This window comes from Micromonospora humida (assembly GCF_016901255.1).
Lineage (GTDB): Bacteria > Actinomycetota > Actinomycetes > Mycobacteriales > Micromonosporaceae > Micromonospora > Micromonospora wenchangensis.
Genome location: NZ_JAFEUC010000005.1, coordinates 304,395 through 322,249 on the forward strand (window position 1 = coordinate 304,395; position 17,855 = coordinate 322,249).

13 protein-coding genes are annotated in these 17,855 nt (G+C 68.3%); 9 read left to right on the plus strand and 4 right to left on the minus strand.

All coding sequences use genetic code 11. The annotated features are described in order from the left end of the window. Positions 1-61: 61 nt before the first annotated feature. The gene (locus JQX11_RS12935) at positions 62-310 is read right to left on the minus strand and encodes a hypothetical protein (protein ID WP_204925221.1); all 249 of its coding nucleotides are present in this window, start codon (positions 308-310) and stop codon (positions 62-64) included. A gap of 219 nt (positions 311-529) precedes the next feature. On the opposite strand from JQX11_RS12935, the gene JQX11_RS12940 reads away from it, so the two are divergent. From JQX11_RS12940 to JQX11_RS12965, 6 genes are all read left to right on the plus strand, one after another. Then, a complete protein-coding gene (locus JQX11_RS12940; protein ID WP_307826165.1) occupies positions 530-1,771 on the plus strand; it encodes a PucR family transcriptional regulator in 1,242 nt (413 codons plus the stop codon). Between the two features lie 243 nt (positions 1,772-2,014). Next, complete coding sequence (locus JQX11_RS12945; protein WP_307826166.1) at positions 2,015-2,821, plus strand: MerR family transcriptional regulator; 807 nt, start codon at positions 2,015-2,017, stop codon at positions 2,819-2,821. A gap of 3 nt (positions 2,822-2,824) precedes the next feature. Next, positions 2,825-3,742 (plus strand): YobF C-terminal domain-containing protein, encoded by a 918-nt coding sequence (locus tag JQX11_RS12950; RefSeq protein WP_232377766.1) that lies wholly within the window; start codon positions 2,825-2,827, stop codon positions 3,740-3,742. A 734-nt stretch (positions 3,743-4,476) separates the two neighbouring features. Continuing rightward, the gene (locus tag JQX11_RS12955) at positions 4,477-6,297 is read left to right on the plus strand and encodes a M3 family metallopeptidase (protein ID WP_204925224.1); all 1,821 of its coding nucleotides are present in this window, start codon (positions 4,477-4,479) and stop codon (positions 6,295-6,297) included. A gap of 232 nt (positions 6,298-6,529) precedes the next feature. After that, a complete protein-coding gene (locus JQX11_RS12960) occupies positions 6,530-7,672 on the plus strand; it encodes a HesA/MoeB/ThiF family protein (protein WP_204925225.1) in 1,143 nt (380 codons plus the stop codon). A gap of 464 nt (positions 7,673-8,136) precedes the next feature. Then, positions 8,137-9,432 (plus strand): MFS transporter, encoded by a 1,296-nt coding sequence (locus tag JQX11_RS12965; protein WP_204925226.1) that lies wholly within the window; start codon positions 8,137-8,139, stop codon positions 9,430-9,432. 132 nt (positions 9,433-9,564) lie between these two features. On the opposite strand, the gene JQX11_RS12970 is transcribed toward JQX11_RS12965, so the two are convergent. The 3 genes from JQX11_RS12970 to JQX11_RS12980 all read right to left on the minus strand — a co-directional run bounded on the left by JQX11_RS12970 (position 9,565) and on the right by JQX11_RS12980 (position 11,759). Beyond that, complete coding sequence (locus JQX11_RS12970; protein WP_204925227.1) at positions 9,565-10,344, minus strand: isocitrate lyase/PEP mutase family protein; 780 nt, start codon at positions 10,342-10,344, stop codon at positions 9,565-9,567. 180 nt (positions 10,345-10,524) lie between these two features. Beyond that, positions 10,525-11,451 carry an IS3 family transposase gene (locus JQX11_RS12975; protein ID WP_204925228.1) on the minus strand — a complete coding sequence of 309 codons (927 nt, stop codon included), beginning with the start codon at positions 11,449-11,451 and terminating at the stop codon, positions 10,525-10,527. Then, positions 11,448-11,759, minus strand: a complete 312-nt coding sequence (locus JQX11_RS12980; protein ID WP_046570475.1) for a transposase — start codon at positions 11,757-11,759, stop codon at positions 11,448-11,450. The genes JQX11_RS12975 and JQX11_RS12980 overlap by 4 nt, the downstream gene beginning before the upstream one ends. A gap of 692 nt (positions 11,760-12,451) precedes the next feature. Here JQX11_RS12980 and JQX11_RS12985 point away from each other — a divergent pair. The 3 genes from JQX11_RS12985 to JQX11_RS12995 are packed head-to-tail and all read left to right on the plus strand — an operon-like array spanning position 12,452 to position 17,224. Next, positions 12,452-12,877, plus strand: coding sequence for a hypothetical protein (locus JQX11_RS12985; protein ID WP_204925229.1), 426 nt, complete (start codon positions 12,452-12,454; stop codon positions 12,875-12,877). A 10-nt stretch (positions 12,878-12,887) separates the two neighbouring features. Beyond that, entirely contained in the window at positions 12,888-13,253 is a 366-nt protein-coding gene (locus JQX11_RS12990) for a CU044_2847 family protein (RefSeq protein WP_204925230.1), read from the plus strand. Beyond that, positions 13,250-17,224 (plus strand): nSTAND1 domain-containing NTPase, encoded by a 3,975-nt coding sequence (locus JQX11_RS12995; protein WP_204925231.1) that lies wholly within the window; start codon positions 13,250-13,252, stop codon positions 17,222-17,224. The genes JQX11_RS12990 and JQX11_RS12995 overlap by 4 nt, the downstream gene beginning before the upstream one ends. Positions 17,225-17,855: the final 631 nt, after the last annotated feature.

Sequence of the window (17,855 nt, forward strand, 5' to 3'; positions counted from 1 at the left end):
CCGGCCATGGTCGCTTGGTCACCGTGAACCGGGCCAGGGTTGTGGCCGGTCAGCTGAACCGTCATACCTTGCCGACGCTCGGCAACCAGTAGGCGTTCAGGACCGCAGGGCCGCTGCCGTCGGTGCCGTGGCCGGGATGCGGTGGCGGGGTGCCGCCGTATCGCAGGGTGATCACCGCGGCGGAGTCCCGGTGGTCCACCGCTCCGCCGTCCTCGCGCAGCGGGATGATCCGCGGGGTGCCGGCTGGTGGATCCGTGGGTACGAACCGGGTCTCGACCGGGCCCTGCTCCGCCGCGCCGCAGATCGCCATGGCATCGGTGCCCGTGCGACCGGTCCCCCGCAGATCCCGGTACCTCGCCGCCGGGGCGGCCTCACCAGTGCCCGGGGTGCGAAGGTGACCTTGTCCACGGCATGCTCCGGGTGATGGCCAGCCAGCCCCGCGCCGACCGGTACGGACCTCGAATCGGCGTCTACCGCCGCCGGGATGGGCGATGCTGGGTCAGACGCAACGGTGAACGGGAGCGGCCACGTGAGTGACAACGGCACACGGCGCATTCAGCGGCCGGCGGCGACCGAACCCGACGGGCAGTGGCTCGCCGAGGTCGCCGCCAGCGCCAGTCGTGACGCCGGCAACGTGCCCGTGGCGTTGCTGGGCGACTACCTGCCGCTGCTCGCCGATGCCGCCATCACCGGCCGCAGACCCAAGCGCGCCGAACTCGACGCCGTCGAGACGCTCGGCCGGAAAGCCGCCGAGCAGGGCATCTCCGCCGGCCGGGTGGTGCAGCTCTACCTCTCCGCCGCCCGACGGCTGTGGCAGGACCTTCCGGACGTCGTACGCAGCCGTGACCGTGAGGCCGTGCGTGCGGCGGCGGCCGCCGTGCTGCACGTCATCGACGACGCCGTCGCGACCCTGGCCGAGGGTTATGCGGTCGCCCGTCGCGACCTGGTCCGCCATGAGGAGACGCTGCGTCGCGAACTCATCGACGACCTGCTACGCGGTGACTCCGACCTCGGCGGTCTGGTCGACCGGGCCGAACCGTTCGGCCTCGACCTCGCCCGCGTCCACCAGGTCGCCCTGGCCGCGCCGAGCCGGCGGCTGCCGGACACCGACACGGCGATAACGGCACTGGAGGCGGTCATCTTCGACCGGCTCGGCGACCGTGACGTCCTTGTCGCGACCAAGGACGGGCTCCTGGTCGTCCTCGCTCCCGCCGACACCACCGGTTCCGACGGGGTGCCTGCCGGCCGCGACACCGACGACAATCTCGGCCGGCTCATGCATGACCAGTTGCGCCGGTTGCCCCGCGGACAACCCTGGCGTATCGCCGTCGGCCGGCCCCACCCGGGCCTCTACGGCATCGCCCGCTCCTACGAGGAAGCCCGCGAGGCCCTGACCATGGCTGGCCGGCTCCGCATGCCCACCCCCGTGGTCGACGCCCGGGACCTGCTCATCTACCGCGTCCTACTACGTGACCAACCCGCCATCGTCGAACTCGTGCACGCCGTGCTGCACCCGCTGACCCGGGCCCGGGGCGGCGCCGAACCGCTGGTAGCCACCCTGCAGGCATACTTCGACACCGGCGGCGTCGCCACCGAGACCGCCAAACACATCCACGTCTCGGTACGAGCGGTCACCTACCGCCTCGAACGCATCCACGCCCTCACCGGTTACAACCCGGCCGACCCCGCTCAACGGTTCACCCTGCAGGCCGCGGTGCTCGGCGCCCGCGCCCTCAACTGGCCCGAACAGCCACTGCCGGCAGCCGGCTGACCTGCACGAGTTCCACCTGTCGCTGCTGGCCGTGCTCGGCGTACGCCCGGAACGAGAGGTCGAACGCTGCCGGTTTCGGGCCAGGGCGGCGATGCGCTCCCAGGTGGTCGAGCTTCGCCGCGTGGGCCGGCGGTCCGGGTTGGTACTGATCGTGCCGGTGTAGGTAACCCGTCGAAGGGCCGCATTCCCTCAGACTGAGGACGTGTTTGACCTCGCCCCAGGGGAATGGCCCAGGCTGGGCGGGTGAACGACGTGGAGCTGATCCTGCCCGGCGAGTTCGGTGCCGCGACCCGCCTGTCGTCGAAGGCACTGCGGCTCTATGCCGAGCAGGGTCTGCTGGTGCCCGCAGGAATCGACCCCGCCACCGGCTACCGCCGATACCACCGTGATCAGATTCCCCGTGGTCGGCTGATAGCCCGGCTGCGCGTCCTGGGCCTGCCGCTGGCGCGCATCGCCACCTTGCTGGAGCTCAGCCCGCAGGCCCGCCAGGCCGAACTCCGCGCCTGGCTGGCAGCTCAGGAGGCCCAGCTTCGACGCCGGCGCGAGCTGATCGGGGCCCTCGACGGTACCGCTGCACCGATCACGGCCGCTCCGAGGCTGCGATTGAGGCCATCACGCAAGCTGTTGTGTCAGGAACGGCGCGTGCACATCGGCGAACTGGACACCTTCGTCACCGATGCACAGCACCGCATCCGTGCCCGGCTGCAGGCGACCGGTGTGCCCTGCGACGGGCCGGCCCTGGTGCACTTCCACGGGTTCGTGACCCATGACAGCGACGGACCTGTCGAAGTGGCGGTGGCGTTCACCGGCTCCGTTGAACCCGTCGATGACCTGCGGGTCAGGCTGTCGCCGGCTGGCACCGACGCATACCTGCCGGTCGCCGAGGCCGACGCCGGATTCCCCGACATCCTGCGCGCCTACGAGACGTTGGAGGCATGGATCGACGCGAACCGCTTGCTCAGGCTCGCTAGCCCGGTCGAGATCCGGCCCGGCACCGACGGTGCGCTCCTCGACGTCACCTACCTAATCTCGACCAGCGGAGGAAGCTGAAGCATGCACCCCTACGTCGGTTCCGGGCCCTACTGCTATGCCAACTCGCTGGCGATGGCCCTCGGCCCGACGGCCCCCTCCCCGTCGATTCTCGAAGTGCTGACCGGCTCGCCGTTCGGCATGCATCTGCTCGGCGGGCGGCTGCCGCTGTTCGACCCGTACGGCTGGGACGACCGCGGCATCGACGACGCGATCGCTCTGCTCGGCTGGACCTGCCGCCGGCAAGGCGCCGACGACGGCGGGCAGGCCCTGGCGATGCTCAACGAAGCGGTCAAGACGGGCCCTGTTCTGGCCGGACCGCTGGAGATGGGGCTGTTGCGTCACGTGCCCGGGATGACCGGACCGATCGGGTCGGATCACTTCGTGGCTGTCCTGGAAGCCGACGATACGCTGGTCCGGTTCCATGATCCTTACGGCTGCCCCTACGCGACCCTGCCAACCCAGGACTTCCTGGCCGCCTGGCGGGCCGACACGATCACCCTCTACCGTGCCGAGCCGTACACCATGCGCGGCGACTTCCGGCGCGTCCGTGAGATCACCACTGAGGCAGCGCTGCGCGCGGCGCTGCCCGGCGCGGTCGCCTGGCTGCGTGGGCGCGACGACCTCGCCGTGCCGCCCGGCACCATCGGAGGTGCCGCGGCGGTGCACCGCCTCGCTGACCTGGTTGCCGAGGGACTTGCCCCCGAGACAAACGCTCACCTGACGCACTTCGCGATCCGGGTCGGCGCTCGGCGGCTCACCGACGCCGCCGCCGCACTCGCCAGCCTCGGCCGCGGCGAGGCTGCCGCTATCGCTACCCGGCAGGCCCGACTGGTCGGCAGCCTCCAGCACGACATCGTCAACGGACGCACGGAATCCGCCGCCCGAACGTTGCGGCAGCTCGCTCCGACCTACGACCAGCTGGCGGCGGTGCTCAGCTGACGCCGCCATGCCCAGGGCCCCCAGCCGACGGGTAACCTCCTGTCACGACATTCCGGGCCGTCGACGGCCACGGCGGTACTCCGCCCACCAGAAGCCGCTCGGGTCCGAACAACATCCGCAGCGAGGGCGGTACGAAGCGCCCGTCGGTGCCCGATTCCGCGGTGTCGACCCCACACCGGACCGGGCAACGTCGCGCCGGAGATCATCGGTGCATCAAGACCATTGCCGCGTGCGACGCCATGCTCGCCCAGTACCGTGCTATCCCGGATGCCGGAGGCCACCTCACCGCCCGCTGCACCGCTGGATGTCATGCCGCGACGCCGTCCGCATCAGGCCTTATCGAACACGCGCTTAGCGTTTACCTGTCGCTGATCCCGTGGCGTTTCGCTGGCGTGAATAGGATCTGCTTACGGCGCAGTTCGATCCTGGCGAGAATCCCATCGATGTCCGGAAAGCCAGTTCAGTCGGGAACGTCGAAGACTCTCTTTGGGAAGCTGTCATCATCAGGTGGCACGGTATCCGTCATATCCGACTGAGCCACGAATAGCCCAGGTCGCATCAGCGTCGCCAGAGCGTCGACCCCCCGCAGGGCGCACGTTATGACTGCCGACAAGACGTTGACGTGGGAAAATAGGGGAACTGACATCGATATGCCAGGACGCGTCATCCACGTCGAACGGAGTTCTTGACAGTCAATCGACGCAAGGCTATGGTCGAATCACTCACGGTAATGCGTGGATCTGATTCCTGACAGATGGAGGGCGAATCGGTTGGGAGTTCAGGAAGATCTTCCAAGATGGAACCCGAAGCACATTTTCGCCGCGCCAGACTCCCCAAATGTCGAGCACGCTCTGACTGAGGTGAAAAATAGGTCTCGGAGACTTTCCCGAGACTATCGTGACCAGATATCAATCCTGGACCTCGATCACCTCGTACTCGGAATCAGGGAGTACGAGAGTTGCGTCAGCCTCCTCCAGCGGGTTTCCTCCTACGCCGAACTCTGCTATGGCTTGCACGACCAGCAGGCGGAGACACTCGCACTGCTGACAAGATGTGACGAAGCTTGGGCAGAACTTGCCACAGAACTCAGCTTCTTCGAGCAGGAAATCGCCGCCCTGGACAAACCCGACAACGCAGCGTTTCGCGAGTATGAGCATTTCGTCCGCAAGGTGAGGGCGACCTCACTTCAGCAACCTTCAGGGCCAGCCGGGGAGGTGTTGACCAGACTCGCGCCGACAGGAATCGACGGCTGGCAGCGGCTGGCCCAGCAACTCCTCGGCCGGCTTCGGGTCGAGATCGATGGTGCCACCCAGGGCATCGGCGCTCTCCTTCCCACGCTCTACGACCCAGACCGCAGCGTTCGCGCCTCGATTCATGCCGCCATAACCCAGGCCCTGCAGGGTGAGCTCGACCTTCGGGCCACAGCCCTGAGTATGATCGCCGCTGATGGCGAGGCGCGGGCAAATCTCGGTGCACCAGACTGGCTGACATCCCGTTACGCGCTGGACCAGGTGGACGCCACCGAGGTCGATACGCTGTTGGCGGTGGCCGACGAATGCCTGCCCGTCATGCACGACTACTACGCCCTCAAACGCGATGTGCTGGGTCAGGGCGAACTCACGGACTACGACCGGTACGCGCCACTTTTCCCGAATGTGGACCCCGGGCCGATTTCGTGGTCGGAGGCAACGACGCTCGTGATCGATTCCTTCGCGAGCATCGACGCCATCTTCGGAGCTGCGGCACGATCGGTTCTGGCAGGGAACTGCATAGATGCCGAGCCGCGCCCGAACAAACAGAGGAAAGCTTCGACGCGGGCTATTCCCGGCTCCCCTGCGTGCATATCGCTGAACTACACGGGAAGGCTGCGCGACGTTTTCACCCTTGCCCATGAGATGGGACATGCACTACACCTGAGATTCGCGGCCGAGCAGCCCTTCTTCGCCGCCACACCGCCGCCGGTGACGGGCGAGACCGTTGCTCTTTTCTGCGAGGCGGTTGTTGCACATGAGCTGATGTCTCGCAACGACCGGGTTGAACTTCAGGCGATCTATCTGGCACGGTGGCTCGAGGACCAACTCGTGGCGATAGGCCGACACTCGGCTCTGCACGCCTTCGAGGTCGGAATCCGCTCCTCGGTAAGGGACTGTGGATTCCTCACCCCAGATCACATAAACCAGGTCTGGCTGGACACGCAACGTCAGGTTTATGGCCCTGCCGTTACCTTCACTGCAGGCTACGCAATCTGGTGGAGCTACCTCAGCGAACTCTTCATTCAGCCCGGGTCGAACTACAGCTACATCTACGGTCAATTATCGGCGCTGACGCTGCTCGAAGGCTTCAAGCGGGATCCGGAAAGCTTCGGTCCGCGTTTCCTCGACCTGCTTCGGGCGGGCGACAGCAAGCCACCCGCGGACCTGCTGGCCGCGACCGGCGTGCGGACGAGACACCCGAGCTGCCTGCGGCAGAGCGTGGAAGCTCTGCGTACACGGCTTACCCAGCTACACACCCTGGTGGCGGAAGCCGCCACGATACCTCCGCCCCCGGCTCTGTGAGGGGCGGAAGACCCAGCTATCACCAGAAGGGAGGGATCACCATGAACGTCGCCATGACGACCCGCAAGGCCAGCATCGCCGGTGGCACCGCCGAGGGCTGATGCGCCTCGTGACAGGCATCGTCCTGTCCAGTGACAGATCCCGTCGGTGGAAGCGCAATCTCCATCGGCGGGATCTGTTCGGTCGGCCACCGACGGCCGACTGTCATCACAACATCGGAAGGTGGTCGATCATGCAGGACGATGTCAAGCCCGAACTGAAACACATGTCGCCGGTCTTCGGATCGGGGGAGACGATCTATATCGGAGGATTCGGGGAAGTAACCGAGATCAGGGACCCTACGGGTGCGATCCGTGCACTGTTGGCCCTGCTCGACGGAACCCGGACGGTCACAGAGGTGCACCGCGACCTTGCCGCGGCGTTCCCCGAGGTGACGCGCGAAGAGGTTGTCGCGGCCGTAGAGCAGTTCGACGGTGCCGGCTTCCTGCTCAATGGAGCGGTCACGCCGGACGGCATCCTCGACGACTACGAATTGCGTCGATGGGAACGCAACATCAACTTCTTTGGTTCGTTCGCCCGAATGAGCGGCAACAAGTACGCCCAACAACGCAAGCTGCGTGACTGCCGTGTCACCCTCCTTGGGCTCGGCGGCCTCGGATCCCATCTTCTACTCGACATGGCTGCGATGGGAATCGGGTTCGTGCGGGCCGTGGAGTTCGACCGGGTTGAGATCTCCAACCTGAACAGGCAGATCCTCTACCGGGACAGCGATGTCGGCCAGGAGAAGCTGGGGCTGGCGGTCGAACGGGTACGGCAATTCAACCCACGCATGACGATCGAGCCCGTGAGCCTGCGCGTCACCTCCACCGAGGACGTGCTCAGGGTCGCCGATGGAGCCGACGTGCTCATATCGGTGGCCGACCGCCCCAAGATGGAAATCGTCAACTGGGTGAACGAAGCGTGCGTGATGCGCGGCATACCGATGCTCACGGGGGGTTTGGAAACTCAACGCGCCATCTACTTCACCATCGTCCCGGGTCAGACCGGTTGCGTGGAGTGCTGGCGTCAACAGGTTTTCGCAACGGATGACGTGTCCCGGGATCTGCTCGAAGAAAAGCGTCAACGACAGATCGGTGGGGACAACGCCGCCTTCTGCCCATTGGTGACGATGACCACCGGCTTCCTGATCGGGGAACTCACGCGTCTGGTCACGGGCGTAGCCCCGCCGGTGGCCGCAGGACGACTCATGGAGCTCCAGTTCACCGACTACTCCATGACCGAAAGCGAGCGCTGGGTACGCATGGAAGAATGCACCGTCTGTGGTTCAGATCGTCGGGTGGGTTCGACAGCCGCCCAACTCACCAGCGCTCACTGATCTGCAAGGCCGTTGCAGGTGTCGCTCGTGGAGGCCGGACAGGCGGGATGCGGCCACCGCGTGATCGAGTGTCCGTCGTGGACGTGTCTCGATCCGGCGGTGGCCGCTGCCCCGCGTGAGCGATCACGATGCATTGCTGCGTCCTGGTGCAACATTCACCGCTGCGCCGTCAGAAGCCAGAGGTGCCACACCCGGGACTGACTGCATGCGATCACCACGATCCGATTCAGGATCATCGGTGCCGCCCGACCTCCCTCGCTCGCAACCGGGCGACCGCTCAAACCCGGTCACGACTCTGACTATTCAAGATCGGCAAGCGCGTGCCGGCCGCGCGCTTCGCGCGTCTACCACCGGCTTCACAAAGGTCTGCAGCTTCCCGGCACGGCCGCCCACAGGTCACTTCCGCCGCATGTACTATGAGCCCGGCCAATCTCACCGACCCTGCGCCATCGAGGGGAGACATCATGGGTGGACGCTATTACCTGCTGCTCATAGCGTCCGTGACGTCTTCCTTGGGCAACTGGGTTTATCGATTGGCTCTCCCCCTGCTCGTGCTGCATCTCACCGGCTCGGCGTTGAGCACCAGCCTGCTCTATGCGATCGAGTATCTCCCGTTCTTGCTGCTGTCTCTGCCGGGTGGGGTTTTCGCTGACCGTTGGGACCGCCGGCGACTCTTGATAGCGGGCGACGCCACGGCGGGGGTGATAGCCCTCGGCCTCGCTCTGCTGGTCGTGATGGACATGCAGGTGATTTGGCCGATCTATCTGGTTGCTTTCGCACTCTCGTGCGTTGAGCCGATCTATCATCCCGCCTTTCAGAGCTTCCTACCGCAGATCGTTCCTGCGAACCGCCTCGGGCAGGCCAATGGATGGCTGCAGTCTGGTGAGAACGTCACCACCATGATCGGGCCCGTGGTCGCCGGCGGCCTGATCGCGCTGACCGGGTTCGAAGTGACCATCCTGGTAAACGCCCTCTCTTTCTTTGTGTCCGCACTCGCAATCTTGGCAATTCGGGCCACCGATGCTGTGACCCGGGTCGCCAGGACAGCCAGAGCATCCCTCACAAACGAGATCAGGGAGGCACTGGCCTACATATTCCGCAAGAACAAAGTGCTGATGGCCGGCTCACTGATGTTCACCGGGACCAACTTCGCCATCTGGTTGATTCAGGCGAACTTCATCTTCTACCTGGTGAGTTACCGGAAGCTCTCCCCCGACGTTATTGGCATCGTCCTGGCCGCTCAGGGGGTCGGCGCGGTTCTTGGTGCGGCCGTCGCGGGAAGGTTGATCAGGCAGATCGCCCCTGCTCGGGTGCTGATCGGCACGACGGCCCTGGCCGGCCTCGTGACGCTCTTCCTCATTCCGTTGCACAGCCCCGTGGCCATCGCCATCGTCTGGGGCCTGCTCTATGCACTCGGATCCATCAACCCGGTCGCCTGGTTCACGCTTCGACAGAAGATCGTACCCAACGAACTCCTGGGACGGGTGGTGGCAACAACCCGGATGCTGGCCTTCGCCTCCATCCCCGTTTCAGCGATGGTGGCCGGCGTTATCGAGACGACCTTCCACAACTTCTATCTGGTGATCGCCATCGGTGCACTGCTCAGGCTGTTGGTTGCCGGTCTTGCCTACCTGTCACCCCTGGGGGCGTCAGTCCGGCGCCTCGACCCCACCACGCCCGTCGAGGGTTCCGCCAAGGAGCAGGAACCGGTGCCGGCCCCCCGCATGGTCCGGGCAGAGTCGGTGCAGGACGCCGAGTAACGCAGTGATCGGGCGTTGGCGCAGCGCGCGGGGCCACTGCACCGGCGACATGCGCGTCCTCGGCCGCGACAGCGGGCCCAAGAAGAGCACGACAACCCTGGCGAGAACCCGCCGGAGTGGCGTTCGTGTCGTTTACCCGAAGTGACCTTCCGTCTCGTCGCTCTCCGGCCAGCCGCGGCGCACGTCGGGTTCCGCGTTGACCTCTGCGTAGGAGGGAAGGTCCGTGCGGACGGTGAGGCCGTCGCGGACGGCCAGAGCCGTCTGCACGGATGCGGCAAGGGCGGCGCGGAACAGCAGGGAGCCGGTGCTGATCCGTCGTACGCCGAGCTCGGTCAGGGTGGCGACGGTGTGTCGTCCGGGCAGGAACAGGACGTTGACCGGTATGTCGACCGCCGCCACGAGGGCGGCGATGTCGGCCGACTCCGCTACCCCGGGGACGAACACGGCATCGGCACCGGCGTCGGCGTAGAGCCGTATCCGGCGCAGGGTCTCAGCCAGGTCGCCGGAACGCTGCCAGTAGGTGTCGGTGCGGGCGTTGACGAACAGACCCGGCACTTCCCGCTTCACCGACCTGATCAGTGCCGCGTGCGCCGTGGCCGGGCCCATCGCGTCCTCCATGTTCACGCCGACGGCACCGGCTGCCGCCACCGCAACCGCGGTGGCGACCGAGCCGGTCTCGATGTCGACGGTGATGTGGGCCGGGAGCGTCGCCAGGCTGTGCGTGAGGCGCAGCGTCTGATCGTCGGTGGCGTTGACACCGTCGCGCAGGCCGTTGGCAGCAGCAATGCCGAGGCTGGTTGTGCCGAGCGCCGGGAAGCCAGCGTCGACAAGGCAGCGGGCCGAGGCGACATCCCATACGTTCGGTAGGACGAGGGGCGCAGCAGTGCGGTGCAGCGCGGCGAAGTCCCTCACGTACGGGCTCCTTCGATGAAAGCGAGCACGCCTCCAACCGAGGCGGCGTGGCATAAGGACGCTGAGCGCCAGGTCCCTGGCGAGGCTCACCTGCTCCAGTCGCCAGCATTGATCCTGGCATACGTTATGGCCGTCGTCATGAGCACCTGCTGAGGTTCCCCCGGTTCGCCGGAGGGTTAGTTACCTGGCGCCGGTGGGCTCAGGCTGAACGATAGCCGTCTCGTCGGGTCGGGCCTGGTGGGTGTGCCAGGCGGTTTCGTACTCGTCTGGGGATCGCCAGCCGAGGTCTTTCTGGATGCGGCGGGTGTTGTACCACCCATCTATGTAGGCGAAGATCGCGTTCTCAGCTTCGTCGCGGGTCCGCCACGAGTTGCGGTAGACCAGTTCGATCTTCAACGTCGACCAGAAGTTCTCCATCAGAGCGTTGTCGAACGAGTCGCCGACCGACCCCATCGACGGCAGGATCCCGTTGTCGGCCAGGCGTTGGGCGAAGCGGAACGACGTGTAGTTCGACCCTCTGTCCGAGTGGTGGATCAGCTGGCCGTCGCGGACGTCGCGGGACCAGATGCCGTACTCCAGAGCGCCGAGGATCAGGTCGGTGTCGCAGCGGTCGGAGCACCGCCAGCCCACGATGCGGTTGGAGAACACGTCCCGCACCGCGGCGAGCCAGAACACCCCCTCACCGCATGGGATCCGGGTGGCGTCAGCGACCCACAACCGGTTCGGCGCCGCGGCCGTGAACTGTCGGTTGACCAGGTCCGGAGCCGGTGTCGCCTTCGGGTTCGACCGGGTCGAGGGGATGCGCCACTTCTTGCGCAGGAACGCGCCTTGCAGGCCGGCGGTCCGCATCAACCGCTCGACCCGCTTGCGACCGACGTGCCGGCCCTGGCGGCGCAGCATGGCGTGCACCCGCGGGCTGCCGTAGGTGCCGCCGGAGACCTCGTGGATCTCGGCGATCTCCACCGCCAGATCGGCGTCCTCACGTCGGCGGGCGGACGGGTCGACGGCCTGGGTGAGCCAGCCGTAGTAGGTGGAAACGGCGACGTTGAGGACCCGGAGGACGGGCTCGACCCCGAAGCGATCGCGTAGCTCGTCGACGAGCGTCACGACCGTCGCCGGGTCGGGTCGAGTTCCGAGGCGAAAAAAGCCGACGCGGCTTTCAGGATCTCATTCGCCCGCTTCAGCTCGGCATTCTCCCGCCGCAGCCGGCGCAGCTCCTCCACCTCCGAGGTCGTCGGCCGGTCGCCGCGCTGACCGCGGTCGGCCTCGTCCTGGCGGATCCAGTTGCGCAACGCTTCGTGATGCACCCCAAGCTGGCGGGCCAGCTGGCGGATCACGGGCTTCGGATCCGACTCCCGATACAAACGCACCGCACGTTCACGCAGCTCATCGGGGTACTTCTTCGGTGCAGCCACGGATGACTCCCTTCAGCTCCATCAGAGCATGATCGAAAGCCTCCGAGCTACCGGGGGAACCTCACTGCCGTTCGACCTGAGGTTCCCCCGGTCTTCAACTGCCCGAGGGAGTCGAGGTCGTGGCCTTCTGCGACGGCGCGTTCCGAGTGCCCACCGACGCCGTCCGGCTGCTCACGATCAGCGGCACCGCGCCCGGGGCCCTGCGGCGGACAACCGGCCGGGATGCCCGGATGCGGTAGGCCCCTCGCTCCGTCTGCTGGACGGTCGGACGGCGTCCGGCACGTCGACCTGGAGACGGTCGAGGGCCGCTACGGCGTGACCGTAGGGCTCCACCAGGGCGACCACTGCCGCTACGAGGTCGTCGCCCGGCTTCGGTCCGGCGGTCTGAGCCCCCTGCCGGGCAGCCGCCGGCCGCGCCCAGGGCGTCTGATTGTCGACAGTGGCGAATCGCGAGCTGGGCGCACTTTGATCTCAGAGCCATGCCACTGTTGCGCGCGTCGCCTCGCTTAGGAGTGATCGTGGTGTGGAGTCGAAAGTCGTTTCGGGCGTCGTGGAGTTTGGCCGCCGCGGCCTTGCTTGTCGCCGTCGGTGGTTGTTCCGCTGTGGACGACAGCCCCGCCGGCCCGTCCTCGGAACCCGCCGTCGTCTCCGTGCAGGCCGCCTATCCTGGCGACAAGCAGGGCGCCCGAGCCTTGATGGCAGAGCTCGCCGCGCACGGCGATCCCGCGCTGGTCGCCTCCCTGCGCCCGACGACCGCGGACTATCAGGCGCTGTTCGAGCCGGCCTTCGCCGAGCGGGCGCAGCGCTTCTACGAGAAGGGCCTCTGGGCCTCGATGCCGCCCACGGCGGCGCCGTTCGCCAAGCCGGACCAGACGGAGGTACGGGTCTGGGGTGCGACCACCGAGGAACTGCGGGCCTGGGGGAAGGACGCCCAGGCCAACTTCCCGGGCGGGTACGAGGAGATCAAGGACCAGTTGCGGCCTGGACTGACGATCTACTCCATCGACATGGTGGTTCCCGGCGAGGAGCACGGGATGGCGTACAACGGTCTGACGTACGTCAACGGTCATTGGGCTTTCTTCCCCAAGCCCTGGCGCGTACTCGAGTCCGAGAAGTGAAGGGGTGTCGATGACTGAGCTTGCTCGGATACCGCTCGCCGGGGGCGGCGTCGTCCTGGTCGAGTCGGCCGAGGTGGACACCGCCGGTGGCCCGGTGAAGGCCGGTCGCGTCGGCGACCGGGTGCACGAGATGTCCGCGACCCTGCAGGACCTGTTGGAGCCGGTGGTCGACGCCGCCCAGGTCCTGCTCGACCAGCTCAGCCGGGCCAAGCCGGCCGAACTGGAGGTCGAGTTCGGAATCGCGCTGTCCGCCCAGGCCGGCGCGGTGATCACCAAGACAGCGATGAGCGGCAATCTCAAGGTCAAGATGAAGTGGCGGCGGGACGGGCCGGAGGTCCCGGTGCAGGAGGAATCGGGCAGCGTGGACATCGCGTGACCGATGCCGTCGACCTGGGGTGGTCCAGCAGCGTGGCCCAGATCCTCGACGCGCGGGACGCCGCGGCCGGGGCGGGTTTCCTGATCGCCGAGGACGTCCTGGTCAGCTGCGCGCACGTGGTACTGGCGGCAGGAGCCCGGATCGGCGACCCGGTGCGGCTGCGCTTCCCGCAGGCGGCGGGCACCCCGATGGTGGGCGGCCGGGTACTGGCCGACGGCTGGCAGCCGCCGGACGGCGACGACATCGCCCTCGTACGGCTGGATTCGGTCCCTGGGGGGCTGCGACCGCTCCCCCTGGCCGGGTCCGGCGGCCGGCGGGGGAACCGGGTGCGGTCCTTCGGTTTCCCGGCCCAGGCCGGTCCCGGCGGCCACTTCGGGTACGGGCGGGCCGGTGACCTGCTGCAACCGGCGCTGCTGCAGCTCACCGCAGCCAACGACCTGACCCAGGGGTTCAGCGGCAGCCCCGTGTGGGACGACAGTGCCGACGCGGTGATCGGCATGGTCTCTGCGGTGACCCGCCCGGACGCGCTCGACCGGGGCACCGGCATCGGGTATGCGACGTCCGTCGCGGCCCTGCGGTCGGCCTGGCCCGCGCTGGTGGTGGCCGATTCCTGCCCGTACCGGGGACTGGACCCGTTCGGGCCGGAACATGCCGGGGTCTTCCACGGCCGGGCCGGCGCCGTCGACCGGGTCGTGGCCGCGCTGGCCGACCGGCCACCGCTGCTGTTGCTGCTCGGCCCGTCCGGCGCCGGGAAGTCGTCGCTCGTCCAGGCGGGTGTCCTCCCGGCGCTCGCAGGGGGACGGCTGCCGGGCAGCGCAACGTGGTCGACGATCGTGGTCAGGCCGGACGATGCGGGTTTCCCGCTCGGGGAACACGAGTTGCTGGTGATCGACCAGTTCGAGGACCTGCTCATCACGCCCGCGGCGGGGCCGGTCCTCGATGGTCTGGTCGCCGCCGCCGGGCGGCCGGGACGCACCGTGCTGCTGGTCATGCGGGACGACTTCTACCCCCGGCTGGCCGCCGAAGCGCCCGCCCTGCTCGAGCTCGTCGGCCCGGGAATCATCAACATCCCGGCCACGCTCACTCGCGCCGAACTGCACGACATCATCGAGGCACCGGCCGCCGCGGGCGGCGCGCGGCTACAGGACGGCCTGCCGGAACGGATCATCGACGACGTCCTCGCCGCCGATCCCCGGGCGGCCACGGCAGTCCTGCCGCTGCTGGAGGTGGCGCTGAAGCAGCTGTGGGAGAGCCAGGAGGACGGGGTTCTGACGCACCGCGCGTACGAGAGGTTCGGGGGCCTGCGTGGCAGCATCACGACCTGGTGCGACCAGACTGTCACCGATCTCCCGCAGGTCGCCAGCCGGGACGTCCTGACGGCGCTCGTCCGCCCGGCCGACGCTGCGCACCACATCCCCGCCGTGCGCCGCCGACGTCGGTTGTCCGAGCTGCGGGAGCTGGCGGGCGACGCCGACGACGTGCTGGCGGTCCTCACCGCCCAGCGGCTGGTGGTGACCAGTGCCCCGGCACCCGGTGCCGAACCGGTCGCCGAGCTGGCGCACGACGCCCTGATCCGTGACTGGGCCACGCTGCGCAGCTGGGTGCGCAGCGACGAGCAGTTCCAGCAGTGGCTGCAGCGCGTCGAGGAGAAGCAGCACCGCTGGTCCGACCGGCGCGAGCCCGCCGAACTGCTCCGCGGCCGGGACCTCGGCGAAGGACGGGACTGGTCGGCCAACCGGCGACTGCCCCAGGACCTGAATGTCTTCCTCGCCGCCAGCGAGCGGGCCGCCAGGCGGGCGACCCGGGCACGCCGGACCCTGCTGGCCGGCCTGTGCGTGCTGACCCTCGTCGCCACGGTCGCCGCAGTCGCCGCGCTCCGCTACGCCAGGAACGCGAACGAGCAGCATGCCATCGCCCTGTCCCGGCAGCTCGCGGCGCAGAGTGGCAGCATCGACGGCACGCAGCCGGTGACCGCCCGCCGACTCGCGGTCGCCGCCTGGAAGCAGGCACACACCGCCGAGGCCGGGGACGCCCTGGCCGCGCGCCTCACCGAGGGGCAGTCCGGCTTCGTCGGTCACTCCGGCGCAGTCCACGCCGTGTCGTTCTCGCCGGATGGCCGGCAACTGGCGTCCGGCGGCGAAGACGGCACCGTCCGGTTCTGGCAGGCGGCAACCGGCAGGGTCTGGCAGACGGCCGCCGAGGGGCCCGCTGCGGCGCCACCGGCCGGGCACACCGGGGCGGTCACCGCTGTGGCGTACGACCCGGCCGGGACGGTGCTGGCGTCGGCCGCGGCGGACGGCACCATCCGGCTGTGGGACACCACGACGGCGCAGCCCACCGGCGGACCGCTCACCGGTCACACCGACCGGGTCAGCTCGGTGGCGTTCGCCCCCGACGGCACCCGTCTGGCGTCGGCCGGGTGGGACGGAACCGTCCGGCTCTGGAACCGCGGTACCGGCGAGCAGATCGCCTCGGTCGCGCATTCCACCCGGGTGCAGGCGGTGGCGTTCAGCCCGGACGGCAAGTGGCTCGCATCCGCCGCCGACGACGAGACGGTGGTTCTCCGCGACCCGCATACCGGCCGGGCCGTCGGCTCCCCGATCACGACCCGGAGTTCGATCCGTGCCCTGGTCTTCGACCCCACCGGGACGAAACTCGTGACGGGTGGTAGCCGAGGCGACGTCACCCTGTGGGACGTCGGCAGACGCCGGCCCGCCGAACTGCCCGCCGGCTCCGACCCGGTGCTCACCGTGGCGGTCAGCCCGGGCGGCACCCGGGTGGCGGCCGCCGGCATCGACCGGACGGCCCGTCTCTGGAACCCGGCCACACGGGTGCCGGTGGGTCCGCCGATCACCGGCCACGGCGCAACGGTGTGGTCGGTGTCGTTCAACGCCGACGGCCGTGTCCTCGCCACCGGCGGTGCCGACGGCCGGATCCGGCTGTGGGACTCGACCACCGGCGCGCCGACCACCGCTGCGCGGCCACTCGACGGCAGGCGAACGCTACCCGTCGCCACGGCCGGGACGTCGACCCTGACGGCCACCGTCGACGGCGAAAACAACCTCCGCCTCTGGGAGGCGACGACCGATCAGCCCTTCGGGGTACCGCTGCCAGGTTCCGTCGGAGCGCTGTCACACGTCGCCACCGACCCTGACCGGCGGGTCGTCGCGGCCGGGGCAGGCAATCGCATACGGGTGTGGGAGCCGCGCTCGGGTAGGCAGATCGCCGGTCCGATGAGCACCGACAGCGACTACATCGCGAGTCTGACGATCAGCCCCGACGGCACCCGCGTGGCCGCCTCCGGCAGTGACGACCGGGTCCGGATCTGGGATATCGCCACCGGGCGGCTGATCCAGCTCATCCGTACCGGCGGCGACTTCTTCGTCCACGAGGCGATCTTCGCCCCCGACGGTTCCCTGGTCACTGCGGGCAGCGAAACCGGTGTCCGGTTCTACGACCCGGACACCGGAACGCTGATCCACGACTACCGCACCACCTACCGGTACCCGGTCAGCGCACTGGCACTGGATCCCGCAGGCACCCGGTTCGCGACGGGCAGCCGCGACGGACCGGTCGAGATCCGGGACACCGGCACCGGTGCCCTGCTCACCCGGTTGCAGACCGACGACGCGAAGGAGGCGACGGCCCTGGCTTTCGTCGCCGACGGGTCGGTCCTCGCCGTGAGCGACGGAGCGTTCCGCGAACCCGGCACGATCCGCTTCTGGGAGATCGCCACCGCACGCCTGCTCGCCACCCGCACCGGCCACCCGTCCCGGATCGCGGGCCTGGCTGTGAGCACCGACGGCACCGTGATCGAGTCGGTGGACGAGATCTTCCAGACCCGGGACTGGTACGTGCCGGCGCCCCGGGTCGCGTACGCGGAGTTGTGCGCCCGCCATGGCCCACCCACCGGGGCGGAATGGAAGCGGTACGCCCCCGACGAACCCGGCCCCCCGCCCTGCAAGCCATGAGCTCCCTGAACCGGTCGTCGCAAAGAAAGTGTCGACATCCAGCGACTCATCGAGGCCATCGGCAATGTGCGCGCCCAAGGCCACACGGGCCGGCGACTACTCGAATTCGCAGGGTCACCGCAGGCGGTGCGTGGCTGTCCTTGGGCCGTCAAATGGTCGAGACGGCGGCCCGCGTCGCATGCAGGATGGGGCCATCACTCTCGTGGCCAGGACCAATGACGACACGTACTCGTCACCGCCAACCGCGAGCTACACCTTGACCAGCAGATTGCCGGTGCGGGCGTGGACCATGTACTCGGCGTACTTGAAGCCGGGGGTGGACCGTTCGGTGAACGCCTCCGCCTGCTCCCCCATACCCTGCACTGCGCGGCGGGAGCCATGGCCGTGACGTGCCGGGTCGTGAAGTGCCCCCTGTCAGCCGGTCACCCACATGCCTGTCACGGACTACCCGGTCATGTCGACATGGCGACGTAGGGGCAACCGGAGCGAGTCCAACGGGGTCGCGTGAGTCCATCTGTTCGCGGTCGGGTCCCAGCTTCAGCGGGACGGCGTCCGGGCCGGTCCATCGCGCGCCGGCCCCGTCCATCGCGCCAGAGCATCCACGGAGCACCCCGTGAGACGCCGCGTGGAC

Bases quoted from the DNA above. Each gene is read 5' to 3' on its own strand.
- JQX11_RS12935 (WP_204925221.1), bottom strand. From the start codon at position 310: ATGGCGATCTGCGGCGCGGCGGAGCAGGGCCCGGTCGAGACCCGGTTC.
- JQX11_RS12950 (WP_232377766.1), top strand. From the start codon at position 2,825: ATGCACCCCTACGTCGGTTCCGGGCCCTACTGCTATGCCAACTCGCTG.
- JQX11_RS12960 (WP_204925225.1), top strand. From the start codon at position 6,530: ATGCAGGACGATGTCAAGCCCGAACTGAAACACATGTCGCCGGTCTTC.
- JQX11_RS12965 (WP_204925226.1), top strand. From the start codon at position 8,137: ATGGGTGGACGCTATTACCTGCTGCTCATAGCGTCCGTGACGTCTTCC.
- JQX11_RS12990 (WP_204925230.1), top strand. From the start codon at position 12,888: ATGACTGAGCTTGCTCGGATACCGCTCGCCGGGGGCGGCGTCGTCCTG.